This is a genomic window from Stenotrophomonas sp. P5_A9 (assembly GCF_056400525.1).
The window spans coordinates 1-15861 of sequence record NZ_JBFULC010000080.1; the positions used below are offsets into that span (position 1 = coordinate 1).

The 15861-nt window shown below is 60.2% G+C and carries 13 protein-coding genes, 1 tRNA gene and 1 pseudogene; 6 read left to right on the forward strand and 9 right to left on the reverse strand.

Going from position 1 to position 15861, the window contains the following annotated elements:
- A partial coding sequence (locus AC1DR7_RS18245) for an ATP-binding protein (RefSeq protein ID WP_478076601.1) occupies window positions 1-1911 on the forward strand: 1911 nt, incomplete at its 5' end.
- Window positions 1912-2022: 111 nt separating this feature from the next.
- Here AC1DR7_RS18245 and AC1DR7_RS18250 read toward each other — a convergent pair.
- Window positions 2023-3366, reverse strand: a complete 1344-nt coding sequence (locus AC1DR7_RS18250; protein ID WP_478052393.1) for an aminotransferase-like domain-containing protein — start codon at window positions 3364-3366, stop codon at window positions 2023-2025.
- 162 nt (window positions 3367-3528) lie between these two features.
- Between AC1DR7_RS18250 and AC1DR7_RS18255 the strand changes: the two genes are divergently transcribed.
- On the forward strand, window positions 3529-4014 hold the full coding sequence (locus AC1DR7_RS18255; protein ID WP_159496137.1) for a PaaI family thioesterase: 486 nt from the start codon (window positions 3529-3531) through the stop codon (window positions 4012-4014).
- 333 nt (window positions 4015-4347) lie between these two features.
- Here the strand turns inward: AC1DR7_RS18255 and AC1DR7_RS18260 are convergent, their stop codons facing one another.
- A complete protein-coding gene (locus AC1DR7_RS18260) occupies window positions 4348-4935 on the reverse strand; it encodes a hypothetical protein (RefSeq protein ID WP_478052347.1) in 588 nt (195 codons plus the stop codon).
- Between the two features lie 636 nt (window positions 4936-5571).
- On the opposite strand from AC1DR7_RS18260, the gene AC1DR7_RS18265 reads away from it, so the two are divergent.
- Both AC1DR7_RS18265 and AC1DR7_RS18270 read left to right on the forward strand, forming a co-directional pair.
- Window positions 5572-5868 carry a hypothetical protein gene (locus AC1DR7_RS18265; RefSeq protein WP_478052346.1) on the forward strand — a complete coding sequence of 99 codons (297 nt, stop codon included), beginning with the start codon at window positions 5572-5574 and terminating at the stop codon, window positions 5866-5868.
- Window positions 5869-6223: 355 nt separating this feature from the next.
- Window positions 6224-7963 (forward strand): EAL domain-containing protein, encoded by a 1740-nt coding sequence (locus AC1DR7_RS18270; protein ID WP_478076602.1) that lies wholly within the window; start codon window positions 6224-6226, stop codon window positions 7961-7963.
- A 27-nt stretch (window positions 7964-7990) separates the two neighbouring features.
- Here the strand turns inward: AC1DR7_RS18270 and AC1DR7_RS18275 are convergent, their stop codons facing one another.
- The 6 genes from AC1DR7_RS18275 to AC1DR7_RS18300 all read right to left on the reverse strand — a co-directional run bounded on the left by AC1DR7_RS18275 (window position 7991) and on the right by AC1DR7_RS18300 (window position 13103).
- Window positions 7991-8281 carry a hypothetical protein gene (locus AC1DR7_RS18275; protein ID WP_457321176.1) on the reverse strand — a complete coding sequence of 97 codons (291 nt, stop codon included), beginning with the start codon at window positions 8279-8281 and terminating at the stop codon, window positions 7991-7993.
- A 668-nt stretch (window positions 8282-8949) separates the two neighbouring features.
- Window positions 8950-9396, reverse strand: coding sequence for a hypothetical protein (locus tag AC1DR7_RS18280; RefSeq protein ID WP_478076603.1), 447 nt, complete (start codon window positions 9394-9396; stop codon window positions 8950-8952).
- 197 nt (window positions 9397-9593) lie between these two features.
- Window positions 9594-10214 carry a hypothetical protein gene (locus tag AC1DR7_RS18285; protein ID WP_478076604.1) on the reverse strand — a complete coding sequence of 207 codons (621 nt, stop codon included), beginning with the start codon at window positions 10212-10214 and terminating at the stop codon, window positions 9594-9596.
- An 82-nt stretch (window positions 10215-10296) separates the two neighbouring features.
- Window positions 10297-11781: a DUF6538 domain-containing protein gene (locus AC1DR7_RS18290; RefSeq protein WP_478052984.1), complete on the reverse strand. Its 1485-nt coding sequence runs from the start codon at window positions 11779-11781 to the stop codon at window positions 10297-10299.
- An 84-nt stretch (window positions 11782-11865) separates the two neighbouring features.
- Window positions 11866-11955, reverse strand: a tRNA-Ser gene (locus AC1DR7_RS18295).
- Window positions 11956-12110: 155 nt separating this feature from the next.
- Window positions 12111-13103, reverse strand: a complete 993-nt coding sequence (locus AC1DR7_RS18300; RefSeq protein ID WP_256774489.1) for a LysR substrate-binding domain-containing protein — start codon at window positions 13101-13103, stop codon at window positions 12111-12113.
- 124 nt (window positions 13104-13227) lie between these two features.
- On the opposite strand from AC1DR7_RS18300, the gene AC1DR7_RS18305 reads away from it, so the two are divergent.
- A complete protein-coding gene (locus AC1DR7_RS18305; protein WP_256774490.1) occupies window positions 13228-13809 on the forward strand; it encodes an FMN-dependent NADH-azoreductase in 582 nt (193 codons plus the stop codon).
- Window positions 13810-14137: 328 nt separating this feature from the next.
- On the opposite strand, the gene serS is transcribed toward AC1DR7_RS18305, so the two are convergent.
- A complete protein-coding gene (gene serS, locus AC1DR7_RS18310) occupies window positions 14138-15418 on the reverse strand; it encodes a serine--tRNA ligase (RefSeq protein ID WP_256774491.1) in 1281 nt (426 codons plus the stop codon).
- Between the two features lie 134 nt (window positions 15419-15552).
- On the opposite strand from serS, the pseudogene AC1DR7_RS18315 reads away from it, so the two are divergent.
- Window positions 15553-15861: pseudogene (locus AC1DR7_RS18315) on the forward strand (energy transducer TonB); the annotation flags it as partial.

Sequence of the window (15861 nt, forward strand, 5' to 3'; positions counted from 1 at the left end):
GGCAAAGGGTGTGGGAGCAACGAGATCCTCCTTCCCATGACCCGGTCGGGTGTTCGCCAAACCACCTACTGGAATGCCACGGCCTCCCCGGTCTTTGGAGAAGATAGCTCCATCGTTGGGATACTGAATGTCGCCATCGAAACCAGCGATCAAGTTATCGCCAACCACACAAGAGATGCTCGTCACAAGCTGCTCAGCCGAAAGAACATCAGCCTAGCCGAGGCAATCGATTCTCGTACACTGGAGCGAGACAAAGCGATTGAAGCCAAACTCGTCGCCGCGCGTGATGCAGAACGCGTGCAGCTTGCACTGGCTGCTGGCGCCATCGTCGGGACATGGAGTTGGGACCTTACTCAAGATTGCTTCACCATCGACGAAGGATTTTCTGAAAGCTTTGGTCTTGAGAGCTTAAACCGGCTCGACGACATCCCGCTTGCTGGGATCATTTCCAATGTGCATCCCAGTGACCAAGAAGGATTGGCCAACGCCATTAGAGATGCGATCTGCCGAGGTGGTCCATACGCGCACCAGTATCGCGTCCGCAGGCAGGACGGAGACTATCACTGGGTGGAAGCTAACGGGCGAGTGGAGCATGCACATGATGGAACCCCGCTTCGCTTCCCAGGCGTCATCTTAGATCTCGACGAGAAGCGTGAACTTCTCGCTCAACGCGACCAAGCTATCGAAGAGCTACGCAATCTCAATGCTGCCTTGGAACACCGGATTGAAGAGCGCACGCGAGAGCTGATGCAGTCAGAAGAAGCCTTGCGTCAGTCACAAAAGATGGAGGCAGTGGGGCATCTGACTGGCGGCCTGGCACATGACTTCAACAACTTGCTGGCCGGGATATCTGGAGCCCTTGATTTGATTTCCATGCGCGTAGAGCAAGGCCGTACTGAAAACTTAGCAAAATATGTCAGCACGGCTCAGGACGCATCCGACCGGGCGGCTGCCCTTACGCACCGATTGCTCGCCTTCGCACGTCGACAGACATTGTTGCCCGTTGCGACTGACGTGAACCGACTTATAGGGGACATGCTGGACATGATCCAGCGCACCGTCGGTCCTGGGATACGGGTCGAAAGTATGCGCGCCGCCGACCTTTGGACCGTACTGGTCGATCGCTCTCAACTTGAAAATTCCTTGCTCAACTTGTGCATCAACGCTCGGGATGCCATGCCTGACGGAGGCCTACTGACCGTCGAAACCTGCAACCGCCGGGTCGACCGAGATGCAGGCAAGGAGCTTTCCATCCCAGAAGGACAATACCTCTCAATGTCCGTCAGTGACAATGGAACGGGCATGCCGCCGGAGGTGGTGGCCAGAGCCTTCGATCCGTTCTTCACCACCAAACCAATAGGTGCCGGAACTGGTCTAGGACTCTCAATGATTTATGGCTTCGCCAAGCAGTCTGGCGGGCACGTTCGGATCTACTCGGAGATCGGCGAAGGAACGAGCGTGTGCATCTATCTGCCCCGTTACAGCGGCAGTGCAATGGACAATGACCACAGCACCGAACCTCTACGGCTGGTCCCCACGGACGCCGGCGAGACCGTGATGATCGTCGACGACGAGCCTACCATCCGAATGCTCTTTACCGATGTATTGGAAGACATGGGCTACCACGTTATCCAAGCTGCAGACAGCCTGACTGGGCTGAGCATATTGCAGAGCGATATCAGGCTGGATCTGCTCATCAGCGACGTAGGGCTGCCAGGTGGCATGAACGGCCGTCAGATGGCAGAGGCGGCTCGCGTATCGCGCCCTTCCCTCAAAGTTCTATTTGTCACTGGCTTCGCTGAGAATGCGATGCTGAACGAAGGCCATTTAGGACCGGGAATGTCGGTTCTAACCAAACCTTTCAATATTGGCGTTCTAACCGAGCGGGTAAAGGAACTGATATCCCGGTGAATGAGCGCGTGACTGAGTGCTTGGTCGAGCCTAAACGGTCTTTTCCCACTCACTCTGCGCGCCTTCACACGTATGACGGCGCATTTGAGGAGGGCAGATTCAGTTGTTCCCTCAGATTGGAAAGGACTCTACAGTCTTCCTCACCGTCATCAAGGCTTCTCGCAAAAGTCCTTCACTTTCCACCGAACTCAAACCAATGCGGAGCGCATGTGGCGCCTGCGGGGTCGCGGCGTATGCGCTAGCTTTAGAGACCGCCACATATTGTTCGGCCAATGCCGCTGCAACCTGGTCCATTCGGAGCCCGTCGGGTAGAGGCATCCACAAGCACATTGAGGTTGGACCGGTGACGGTATTCATTCCTCTAAACACCTCTGCGGCAACCAGCTGACGCCGGCGCGCTTGTTCGACAATATCTCCCTCAACACGACTGAGCGTGCCGTCCTCAATCCAACGCGCCGCCATCACCGCAACAATACTGGGCAGGCTCCAGTAACTTGCGCGAATGGCTGAGGTGACGCGGTCCTTAAATTGAATCGGCGAAACAATGGCCCCAAAGCGAAGCCCGGTTCCCAGCCCCTTAGAAAGGCTGGTGATGTAGAAAGTCCTCTCAGGGGCTAGGCAGGCCAACGGCGCTGGCGCCCCCTCTGCCAAAAAAGAGTAGGAGGCATCTTCAATGATCAGAAGGTCGTGGCGGCGGGCGATATCAACAAGCCGTCGCCGATGCAACTCGCTCATTACCCAACTCAAGGGATTGTGCATCGTAGGCATTGTGTACACGGCTCGGATACGGTTTCGATCACACAGAGCGTCCAAAGCGTCGAGGTCCGGGCCAGTGGCCGCACAAGCAACGGGCATCAACTCGATCCCATGGCTCCTCGCCAGCATCTTAAAACCGGGATAAGTCAGCGCGTCAACGGCCACACGGTCGTGGATCCCAAGCACCGCCCTCGCGACGACGTCCAAGCCCTGCTGAGCACCACCAACCAAGAAGGTCCGGCCAACCGCGCATTTGACTCCACGCTGGTCGGACAAGAACTCGCCCATGATCTGCCGCTCCCGTCCGCGTCCACCGGGCGGCTGCTGATGCAGGAGTGACCTTGCCTCCGCGGAAGCTGCCAACTCGCGCAACATGCATCTCACCATCGCCTCCTGCCCTGGCCACGTGGGGTGATTGAATGACAGGTCGATCGCAATAGAACTTGACCTCGCTTCGTTCTCCGGGTCCCAGGCCACTTCTCTTCGGCGTGCACGGACAAACATCCCCCTGCCTATTTCGCCTATAACGTGTCCGGACGCTTGTAATTGGGCATAGACCTTGGTGGCGGACGCCACTGCTATGCCGAATTGGGCGGCCAACTTTCGGTGCGTCGGAAGCTGCACCCCGGGCGCCAAGTCGCCACTGTCAATTCGRTTAACAAGCGCTTCCGTCACTGATGAGATGGAACGGGATCTCATGCGGCGTCCTTAGGACAATAAATTGATTGTCCTAAATTACACCTACAAACTCCCAACCTAAAGACCTCAGCTGGCCGGCTAGCTAAAGCTACAGCAACGTGGGCGAGCGTGGGCAGGCCGTAAAAAATTCGTCTAACCCAGACAAGGCTAAAGGAGAGCGGCGTGAAAGCAGGTTCCCAACACTTACCGGTCCTTGAGTTTTTGAAAAAGCAACTCAATGGAACCTTATCGGCAGCGCAAACTACTCACCTTCGCTATCCCACCGCTATATCGGCACTTCTCGGATTCAAGCTCATCGCCATACGAGAGGCAATGGCAACTCTAGAGCTTGAAGCGGATTCGGCCAAACACGGCAACCAGCAAGGCACGGTCCATGGCGGCATTTTGGCCGAGCTAGCTGATGCTGCAATTGGCACCGCTCACTCCACCCTGATCGAGCCAGCAACGAGCTTCACAAGCATCGAGCTGTCCATTTCATTTTTGCGCCCTGTGTGGAAAGCCAGGCTAAGGGCTCACGCTTGGCCCACGCATCGCGGTCGGACGATTAGCCACTATAGATGCGATATCCAGCGCGAGGACGGCATGACCGTCGCTACAGCAACCAGCATTGTAATGACGCTCACGCAAGATCGGGCAGAGGGCAGGTGACTACTCGGCTAGGACGGGCAACCTTTACCGGAGCACATCGAGAGCAAACAAGAACACTAAAAGAGTAGCCGCGATCGTGATGGTTTCTCGACTGGGCTTTAGGAGGAAACCACCACAAGGCCACCGCCTGCCGGCCTATTCGGCGCTGTCTACGCTTTTCCCACGCACGGTGACTTGGCGTAGCTATGGACTATCATTGGTGCCTCTTTCGCCCCCCAGGCGGCAGAGTGCTCGACAAGGAATCGCGAAACCAGCCGATTGCTGCGGGCAAGGAAACCTACCAACCGACGTACCACTGTCTCCGCGCGTACTAGCCACAAAAACGTGGCGGTGTCATTGAAGGAATGGACCTAAGAATGCCTCCGCAACCACCGTAGGATCCATACCAGCTGATTGGGAGCGTCGGACCAGCTCAAAAAGCTGCTGAAGCTGTTCCGGATGTTGCAAAAGCCAATTGGCAACGAATACGTCCTCTTTGACGCTGATCTGATGCCGCGCAATGTACCCAACGACGATTGTGAAGAATCTCTCCTCGCCATCTTTTAGTCCCGACGGCATGAAGATCGCGCGTCCCGCAGGATAGGCCAGCAGGCGGGCTCGAAGCAGGCTCTCACGTTCCAATGCGGTTGCTTTCGAAGCAGGCCCAAAAATGGGCGCTCTCGCCACCTCTTCGAAAGAATTCTTTATCACCCCCACAGCGTCCTTCAGTAGCTGCCCACCCCAAGCTGGGCCCGTCCAGACCTCATCAACGACCCATTCCGAACTCTGGGCCTCCTGCCCCGCCCAACCGGGGTGAGCAAATAGCCCCCTAACTTGCCTGGCCGTCATTTCCAGCCGAAACAATAGCTCAACGTCGAGGGTGCGCAGGGCCGCCGACTCGCGAGGGCTATGCGGGCTGGCGTCCTGATATGTGTCCTCCATACACGAGTAGCGGCCGGATAGGGCCGAGCTTTAGTCACGTCCGGCTTGGGTTTCGTGCTGCGGACGTGCGCAGCAGAAGGGCCACTTAACTATTGGGACAATTCCCTCCGCCGGCCATTGCGCGCACGCAAAGCCCAGAGCGTCGAGGAACCATCCCCAATTGCTGGGCGCTGCCTGAGCGACTGCGCGAACGACCTGTAGGCCACATCCACGTCCACACTCACTGTTGGCCCCTGCCCCTTGGTCCAGACTTAGACGCCGTGTCGACGGGCCTTTCACCGGTGAAAGGGTCGTCGACGCATAACATAGCGCCGTGGTGTCGGTCATGAGCCGAACCAATTGCCCACTCAGTCGATCTCGCCAAGGAGCCGCGAGCCATGCCAAATACTGGCGCATTCCGTTTGCTTTCTGTTGTAGGTAAGGCCAGCTACAGGGACGAAATCTTGGAAGAACTCAGGTCGGTGACCGCAGAGTGCCAGGGATGTTCCGCTGAGTTCACTGCAACATCTCCATCCAGCGGCTTGGAACAAATCAGTCGAGGAGTCGTGCTCAGCTGTCCAAAATGCTGCAATCGGCAGGCCATCTCAGGGGCGCGCTTTGCCTCCCTGATGAAGAGGCTCGATACGGGACAATCGCATGAAACCTAACACGACTGCGCCGGGCAATCGGACGGCCCTGTACACCGCACTTCTCTTCGGCTTTTGCCCGGCTGCGTTGCATGCGCAGGCCCATGAGGAAGAGCTGCGGATAAGCATCACAATCGTCAACAGCTGCCATCTGGATACATCAGGCCGAGTGCCGTCCGCAAGTTGCACCGACTACCATCCGTTGGTGCTCCACCACTCGGACACTGCAGAGTTTGAGCGCTTGCTGAGCTCGGTGCCTGCCCCGCCCGGCGCGCCTGCCGAGAAGATGGTCGTCTTTGTCTTTTAGGGCACGAGAGCCAAAGAGATGCCTCGTTGGCTAGGGGATTGCCTCTAATCCAGCGAGCATCAGATGCCGCGGCCCTGCTAGCACTTGGAGTAAGCCAAGCCCCGGAGGTGTCAACGCCGCGATGAGATCAGTCGACAGCGACCCTCTAGGTGCTGGGAAGATGCGGAGTAGCATGCCAGGAACGAGCGCTGCGCCCCATTCACTCGACGGACAGCAGGAACGGTTTCAATTTAGACGTGCGGACTGAGCGCTCTTCCGGGGGGCCCCTTCCCGAACGTGACCTCTCGGGCGTATGGTTGCAATCACCCCCCCACATTTCAAACTGCGCATGGCCCCCACTGCCTCTGAAGAACGGATGTCTGCGCTGGAAGGGCTAAACGTCCTGGACGATGCAGCGGGCGCTTCCTTGGACAGGCTCATTGAGCTGGCCACTTACGCCCTCGATGCCCCGGTCGCCTTCGTCTCACTAGTCGATGCCGATAGACAGAGGTTGATCTCGCGCCGTGGGCTAGAGGTCACAGAAACCACCATCCACGACTCGATTTGTTCGCACACCATTAGTCAGGGAAGAACCCTGGTCGTCAGCGACCTTCAACAGGACGAGCGCTTCGCGAAGAACCCGCTCGTCGATGGCGAGCCTTACTTACGGTTCTATGCGGGGTGCCCGCTGATCGCCCAGAACGGCACGCCGATCGGCGCCCTGTGCGTCATGGACAAGGTGGCTCGGGTATTTACAACGGCAGAGACGCGACAGCTTGAGACGTTGGCCCGTGCTGCGATGAATGAACTGGAGTTGCGGGTGCTCTCAGGGCGGCGAGAGCCCGTGAGCGGGCTGCCCAACCGCCACCAGTTCACGATCGACTATGCAGGTTGGTCGGAGAGAGAACCTAACAAGGCGCTCTATGCCGTGCTCGTTGACATCTTTGATCTTCCAAGGGCAAACGAAGCTGGCCAGGTGCTGGGGATGGGCCCACTAGAGGCCCTCATTAAGCGGGCAGGCGTGCGCTTCAACGTTGCGCTTGAAGGCTTGGCGGTCGTCTATCACGTTGGCGTGACGCGTTTTGCCTTTCTCGTCGACCTACCCACTGCTGAAGATGTGGAGCGGCTAGTCGAGGAGCTGCGTTCGCGGATGCTTCGGCCGCTGGTCGCTGCGGCTGTCCCGATGTCCCCTCTTTTTCATGCGGGGATCTGTGCGGTGACGCTGGGTGTGGACGGTGCGGATGACGTGATCCGAAGGATGCTCATTGGCTTGCATGCATCCATAGCGGACCAAGTCTCCTTCGCCTGGTACTCGGCAGGCAGGGATGACGGGCTGAGACGGGGCTATCGGCTTGCCGCCGACGCCCAGCGCGGCTTGAAGGAAGACGAATTCCATCTGGTCTACCAGCCGAGATTTCGATCCAGCGACCTGCAGCCGGTCTCTGCCGAGGTGCTCATAAGGTGGAACCATCCTCATCTGGGCTCCGTCAGCCCGGCGGAGTTCATTCCCGTGTTTGAGAGAACCGCATTGATGGAGGGCGTCACTGAGTGGGTCGTTGACCACGCGCTCGACCAACTGTCCGCCTGGCGAAGGCTCGGCTTGACGCTGGGGCTTTCCATCAACCTGTCCGCCAAAGATGTAGCCCGCGCCGACGCCGCCGAACGGCTCATCGCAAAGATCAAATCGAAAGGCCTTTCCTGCGAAGACGTAGAAATAGAAATCACTGAAGGGGAGTGGCTTCGGGCAGACTCGCTGCCAGGTCGGCAGCTCAAACTCATGGCCTTGGCCGGGATCCGCCTCGCCGTGGATGATTTCGGAAGTGGATACAGCAACTTTGCATATTTGACAGAGCTTCCAATGGACATCTTGAAGCTCGACAAATCCCTGATCGACAATTTGGCAACAGACGAACGCTCACTTCTCAAGGCTCGCGCCATCATCGGCTTGGCTCACGGCTTGGGATACATGACGGTGGCCGAGGGAGCCGAAACCGAGGAGCAAGTCTCTTTGTTGCAGAGCTTAGGCTGCGACGAAATACAGGGTTTTGCCTTAGCCAGGCCAATGAGCGCCACGGATCTCGCAGATCGGCTCGTGTCCGGCTTTTGCTCTTCATAATCGTAGGATTTGCAAGACTAGTTTAGGTCAGGTGGGGCTTCTTTCTTTCCCAACCACGTGTGTCATGGTGAAAAGATAGCCTTCTTTTGTAAGAAACGCCCGAATGCTTTCTTCTGCCTTTTGAGGTGAGATGAGAAACCCTGGGCCGTAGAGCGAGTAAACAGCTAGACCGCCCGGCAAGACCTCTCTTCGGACGGCACACCTCCTTGTCTCCGCGGCCTGTTCCCAAGCAGCCCGCAGCTTCTCTGGACCAATCGACTGGCCGTTCCGGAGGCGAAAACTGAGCCAGCGGACCTCCGTCTCATTCGCGCGGTTCATGGCTGTTCTCCTTTCCTCTCGACTTCCTTTCTCCTGAGCATCATCTCTTGAGATCAGAGTCCTGGGCGTGAATACGCGACGGCTCGAATCGGCTTGGTCGCTCGCTGTATAAGGTTCCCGCACCCCTTCTGTTAAGGGGACGGACATGAATACCTCCCCCAAGCTGGCTTGGGGAGGTGGATTGGCCGCCCGAACGCTGGTCATGGAAATTGCGCGTCATTTGACCCCCGCCCGCTCTCAATCACGGCCTTCCGGCCTCAAGTGTGGAAAACAACCAGGCCTGTCCTCGCCAGCCAAGCGACCGCGTTCACAGTAGCCGCCTGTAGCCCAATAATCATGCCAAAGGGAAGCGAGCCAAGCTTCGGACCCCAAGTGGGGACAACTTGTTGGACCTCTAATAAGGTGCCCAGAGTCTATCCGCAGGGAACTCCCATCAACCTGCAAGTCCGCCTTCGAGCACATGCAACCGATTGAGGCGTGACGGTGAGATTACAGCCCCGCCACGTCGGTGATGATCACTTGTCCCTTGCGCATATCGGCAACCAGCAGCCCCCTCCAGCAACGGTTCGCCCCGTGCTCCTGTTGAGGAAGGCCGTCTGCAGCCGTCCAGCCTCCAAGTCGGCCCTAAGTTTGAAGCTGTATTGCCGCCCGCGTAGCGGCTCCCCAGGTTAGGCCACGCCGCCTTCCAGCGGCTGCACCCGTGCCGGACCACCGCCGACATCCTTGGCATAGGCCGTGGCCATCATCCGGCCATTCTTCGGTGACCAGCCGCCCAGAACAAGCTCGCTGTGCAGGATGTCCCGCGCCATGCCCGCCTCCGCGGCTGYCTGAAGGTAGTTCGGCCAAAGGTGGTCCACGACCAGCCCCAGCTCGGCCATGAGCTGCTCCATGGTGAAGTCCGCGCGGAAGCTGGCCTGAAGGCACAGCTCGTAGATCTTCAAGAAAAGCTGGGCGGAGCCGCGGCTGGCCAGCACTAAATTGTGTTGCGGGATGAGCAGCAGCTTTGCGCCCACCGACGGCTTCTGAGTCAGTGCGTCCTCGGCCCACGTATCGACCGCGATGAGCAGTTGGTCGGGGCGGAGCAGCAGATTGAGGATGCTCGTGGGATGGTCCATAGCCGAAAGGAGGATGGCCAGGGGCGTTTCACCTATTGACAAATAACAAACGCACCCTAGCCTGCAACCGAACTGATGGGATGCACGTATGACCAAGCGCATTTTTTACAAAACATCACTTTGCACAAGTGCGGCAGCTACCGCGGTCGTATTCTTATGGCTAGCACTGAGCCAGGCACCGGAGAAGCCAATCCCGGCTAAGCAACCAGCGCTGGAAAAATCTCTGATAAAGCCATAATCAGAGTCCCAATTATCAGAAAAATTGTTCCAGAAAATGCGCTCCTCGAAGACTCCATGAACATACTGGCCAAGTCCTTTTGGGAGATTACACCTATACTCCGCCGCCCACTGCTCGTCTTTCTAACCAAATTGGCATAGCGGTTTTGCAGCGAGTGGATTGCGACTGCATTAATACCCCCGACGTTTGCGGCTGTTTTTTGCAGATCTCTCAGAAGGCGAAGCACCAAGCGATACTGGTCTACACGGCGGACAAAGAACGTCCTGGATCGCTTCTCTTGCTCAACAACCCGGACTAAATATTTTTGCTTCGAGATCCCCAAATAGACCCCAGCACAAATCTGCACCCCCCCTGCTATTACAAATAAGTACTTCATACATATTATAGCAAGTCGCTTATCCCCGCAAAAAACAAGGAAAACCAAAAGTAGAACAACGAGGAAAACAAGAAACGACGACCATTTCGCAATGGCGCGAAATAGGCAGTCGACCCAGCCGACATGCTGATCTTCGCCCCTTCCATCTCCCATCTCGTCCTGCCCGGTCGGGACATCCAGAAGATCTTTCCGTGTCTTTCTCATTTTTAATCCACTCCCCTTCGATATTTTATAGGTCGAATTCGCTCTAGATTTTGACCAATCAGGCAAAGGCTCTCCTGCGCTATTACTCAACCCTTGAACGGCTGACAGCCACATCAAAAGCGGACAGGCCAGGCGAGTGCACGCCTAGACCCTCAAGCTTTTCTAGGGCGGTAAAGCCCCTGCTGTAGGTCGAGTGATGCTCGTCATCGAGCTCATGCCCCACAATTTGCGCCCTAAGCTCGGAAACTACCCCTACCCCTTGCAGCTCCTGGATGAATGTCTTCCGCAAGGAATGGAACCCACGCTTCGCGGGCTCCCAGCCCTTCCCCACCTCAGCCAGGTGCCGACTGAAGGCCTTGGTGATCCAGTTCCCTTGCCCGTTTACGGCCGTTGCTTTGGCCGCCGGGAATAGTCTCGTCTCACCTGCCTCGCGCTTCCCGTCGACCCACTCCAAGAGTCCCATCTTGAGCAATTCAGGATGTAGCGGCACGGTGCGAAGGCTCACTTCGGTTTTCACCTTCTGGTGCTCGCCGTCGTCTGAGATGCGGATACACGGGATGCCATCCTCCTCAAACACGTCCTTGATGAGGAGTTGACCGACTTCGGACGCCCTGGCACCGGTGTAGAGCCCAATGAGGGACGCCCAGCGGGCCGATTCGGACAGTTTGGCCAGTGCCTCGGGCGCGAACAGCGCCCGGATCTGCGCCCTATCGTAGGCTTTGAAACCCAGCTTCTTGCGGGCGCGCTTCTCGCGCTGGGAATAGCTCACATGGCCGGAGGCTGGGTTGTCGCCACGCGGGTAGTGACCAGAGGCCATGGCCCACTCGAAGAAGCCGCCCTTGCCGCCGATGTAGGACTGCTTGTTTGTCAGGGTCGGCGTGGAAGCCCCCTTCTCCCGCATGTCCTGATACCAGCGGGCCAAGTCCGAGCGCGTGATCGCGTGGACCTTGGCCTTTGCCCCCAAGAACGCCACCAATGCCTCGATCGCGGTCTTCTTGATCGTGTAGGTCTTGGGCAGAGTTGAAGGCTTGAGCGTCGCCAGGAAGGCGTCGCGCGCCTTTCCCAAGGTGATCGTCTCGATGGCCTGGGCCGGTGGCGTTGCGGATGTGCAGGTCACCTGCGGCCAGATCTCGCGAGCCGGTCCCCGGCGGGCTGCTGAAGGCTGCTGGAGCGTGGCCGCCATCGCTTCCAACTCCATGAGCTGCCTATAGAGCTTCAAGTCCTTGGGACTGTCGATCTGCCATTGCTCCGTGACCGTCCCGTCCGATGCCCGGGTGCGGTTCAACGTGAGCTCGCGAAGGTTCTCAGCGCTCGTCAAACGATCAATCAGAAGGTCAGCATCCGTTTTGCTGAGCTTGGCCACGCGTTGATCCTTCAACTGTGCGAAGAGTCGAGCATAGCCTGCGCCCAGCACGACCGCACGCACGTGGGCCTGAGCTAGGTCTTTCGTTCGAAGGGTGCGTTTGATCAGCCGGCAGTCGAGCACGGCGTGAAGGTCGACGGGAACACGCTGGACGAAGGACCAGCGACCGGTCTCGGACCGACTCAAATGGTGAGGGATGCGCATGCGATTGTCGCCTCTGCATGCTTTCCGCCTGCCAATCAGGACACATCAAAAATTCATATTTAGAATCAATGAGTTATACGCGATTGGCGGAGAGAGTGGGATTCGAACCCACGGAAGGTTTGACCCTTCGCCGGTTTTCAAGACCGGTGCCTTAAACCGCTCGGCCATCTCTCCGTATCGGTAGCGCTGTCTGCGCACCGCGTGCCCAGGTCATTTCAACCCCGGCATCCGGTCGGGGCAGCGCCCCGTCCGGCATGGCTCCCCGGCACTGGCCGGGGGTCGCATTCTCGCATTTCAGGTGGGTTTTGCCCACCCGGCCGGTGCCGGGCTCAGCCCGCATCCACCGCCAACGCACCCAGCGCGCTGGCCTTGATCTTCTCCTTGGCCCGCTCGCACGCGCCACCGCAATCCAGGCGCGAGGCCTCCAGTTGTGGCGGCAGGTGTTCGGCCAGGAAGTCGATGAACACCCGCACCGCCGGCAGCAGGCCGCGGCGCGAGGCGAACACGGCGTGGCACACGCCCTGCGGCAGCGACCATTCCGGCAGCACCACTTCCAGCTCGCCGCTGCGCACGGCATCGGCGCAGACGGTCTCGGGCAGCATGGTGATGCCGAAGCCGTCCTTGACCATGCTTTGCAGCAGCGGGAAATCGAAACCGGCCACGCGTGGCTGCAGGTCCACGCGGCGCACCGCGCCTTCGGGGCCGTGCAGTTCCCAGCGCTGGCGGGCTTCGTCTTCGCTGATGCTCAGGGTGACGTGGTTGGCCAGTTCGTCCGGGTCCTTGGGGCGGCCGGCACGGTCGAGGTATTTCGGGCTCGCCACCAGCAGTTCCTGCACCTGGCCGAAGCTGCGCATGACCAGGCTGCCGTCGTCATCCAGCCGCGAGCGCACGCGCAGGGCGACGTCGTAGCCCTCGTTGATGATGTCCACGCGGCGGTTGCTGATGTTCAGCTGCAGCCGCACCTTGGGGTACTGGGCCAGGAACTTGGGCAGCAGCTTGGGCAGCTGCATCTGCGCCAGCGACACCGGCACGCTGGCGCGCACCAGGCCGCGTGGCTCGGCGCTCAGCCGGTCCACCACTTCGCGCGCGGCCTGGGCCTCGGCGAGCATGGTCTGGGCGTGGCGGTGCACGCTGGTGCCCACGTCGGTCACCGCGAAGCGGCGCGTGGAGCGCTGCAGCAGGCGTACGCCGAGGTCGGTTTCCAGCTGGCTGATACGGCGGCTCAGACGGGATTTGGGGATGCCCAGGGCGCGTTCGGCGGCGGCGAAACCACCGTGGTCGACCACCATGGCGAAGTAGTAGAGATCGTTGAGGTCTTGCATACCGAAGTTCCAGATATAGAACAATACGTGGTATTCAACCACCTTTATTCCAACCAAGCAACAACCTAACCTGTTTTCCGTCGGCGGCGCGTTGCCCGCCCCTCCCAGATAACAGGTGATTGCCATGAAGCTTCTCCACATCGATGCCAGCGTCCTTGGCGACAACTCGGTTTCCCGCCAGCTCTCGGCCGCCGTGGTCCAGCAGTGGCGTGACCAGGTGCCGGGCCTGGAGGTCACCTACCGCGACCTGGACGCCCAGCCCGTTGCGCACCTGCGCAGCAGTTCGCTGGCCCAGACCGACGCGGCCGAAGTGGCCGACGCGGCGCTGGTGCTGGAGCAGTTCCTGGCGGCCGACGTGGTGGTCATCGGCTCCCCAATGTACAACTTCAGCGTGGCCTCCACCCTCAAGGCGTGGATCGACCGCCTGGCGGTGGCTGGCAAGACCTTCAAGTACACCGATACCGGCCCGGTGGGCCTGGCCGGCGGCAAGCGCGTGATCGTGGCCAGCAGCCGCGGCGGCCTGCACACCGGCGCCCCGACCGACTTCCAGGATCCGTACCTGCGCCAGGTGTTCGCGTTCTTCGGCATCGACGAGGTGGAATTCGTGCGCGCCGAGGGCATCGCCTACTCGCCGCAGCACCGCACCGACGCGATCGCTCAGGCGCTGGCCGCGCTGCCGCAGCCGCGTGAGCTGGCCGCTGCCTGAGGTGTAACCCCACGCCACTCCCTCCCCCTCGTCGTGGTGCCGTGGTGCGCGGCGCCGGTTTTCTCTCCCTTGCCGGTGTTGCGCCTGATGGCCCCTTTTGGGGCCATCTTTTTGAGATCGCGGGTACGCACTTGGCCGCCGTTGGCTCGCATTGAATCAACGTGGAAAGCGCCAGCCACGCAGGGCGTGGCCCTACCCGCCCAGGAACAACGGAGGTAGAGCCACCCCATGGGTGGCTGCACGTGGTGCCCGAACGGTACGGCGGCCACCCATGGGGTGGCTCTACCTCCTGGATGCAAAAAACCCGCCTTTCGGCAGGTTTTTCGTTTCAGGCGATGGTCTCGATGCCGCCCATGTAGGGCTTGAGCGCGTCCGGCACGGTGATGCTGCCGTCGGCGTTCTGGTAGTTCTCCATCACCGCGATCATCGCCCGGCCCACGGCCACGCCGGAGCCGTTGAGGGTGTGCAGCAGTTCGGGCTTGCCGGTTTCCGGGTTGCGCCAGCGGGCCTGCATGCGGCGGGCCTGGAAATCGCCACAGTTGGAGCACGAGGAGATCTCGCGGTAGGTGTCCTGCGAGGGCAGCCACACTTCCAGGTCGTAGGTCTTGATCGCCGAGAAGCCCATGTCGCCGGTGCACAGCAGCACCTTGCGGTACGGCAGGCCCAGCTTCTCCAGCACCACTTCGGCGCAGCGGGTCATGCGCTGGTGTTCTTCGTCGCTCTGCGCCGGGGTGCAGGCGGCCACCAGTTCGACCTTCTCGAACTGGTGCTGGCGGATCATGCCGCGCACATCGCGGCCGCCGCTGCCGGCTTCGGCGCGGAAGCACAGCGAGTGGGCAGTCATGCGCAGCGGCAGCTGGTCGGCGTCGACGATGTCATCGCGCACGATGTTGGTCAGCGGCACTTCCGAGGTCGGGATCAGGTAGCGCGTGGACTCGCCCACGGCGGTCTTGAACAGGTCGTCTTCGAACTTGGGCAGCTGGCTGGTACCGCGCAGCGACTCGGCGTTGACCAGCGCCGGGACGTTCGTTTCTTCATAGCCGTGCTCGCCGGTGTGCAGGTCGAGCATGAACTGCGCCAGCGCGCGGTGCAGGCGCGCGATCGGGCCGCGCAGCACGGTGAAGCGCGAACCGGACAGCTTGGCGGCGGTCTCACCATCGAGCCAGCGGTTGCGGGCGCCCAGTTCGACGTGGTCGAGCACGGGGAAGTCGAACGCGCGCGGGGTGCCCCAGCGCTTCTGTTCTACGTTCTCGGTCTCGTCCTTGCCGGCGGGCACGTCGTCGGCCGGCAGGTTGGGGATGCCCAGGGCGATGGCTTCGATCTTGTCGCGCAGTTCGTCCAGGGCCACTTCCGAGGCCTTGAGCTCATCGGCGAAGGCGGCCACTTCGGCCATGATCGCCGAGACGTCTTCGCCCTTGGCCTTGGCCTGGCCGATGGCCTTGGAGCGGCTGTTGCGCAGGCTCTGCAGTTCCTGGGTACGCACCTGGATGCGCTTGCGGTCCGCTTCCAGCGACTCCAGCCCGGACACATCCAGCTCGAAACCGCGCGAGGTGCGCAGGCGTTCTGCAAGGTCGGCGGGATGTTGGCGAAGCAGGGCTGGATCAAGCATGGCGGTGGCAGGTGGGTTCGGGTACGGAGGGGGATTATCGCCTGTTACGCGGATTTCTGCCGCCCGCGCGCCGCCATGTACCCCTCAGTCATTGCCGGCGTGGCAGAATCGGGCTGTTCACAACGGTATGGCTCATGTCCGCTTCCCGCTCTACGTCTGGCAAGAACATCACCTTCCACCTGCCCCGCCGCAGCCTGATGATCGCCGGTATCGCCTTTGGCGTCGGCATCCTCCTGTTTCTGGTGGTGTGGCTGAGCAGCCGCAACGACGAGTTCTACAAGGCCGGCCCGGCGGCAACGCCGCAGCAGGTGGCCGAGATCGAGCCGCTGCCCGAACCCCTGCCCGCCGCGGCCGGCTCCAGCGACATGCCCGATGCGAAGGCGCTCCCGGCCAATGCGGAGAAGCCGCAGCTGGTGGAAACCGCGCCGCCCCCGCCGCCGGCC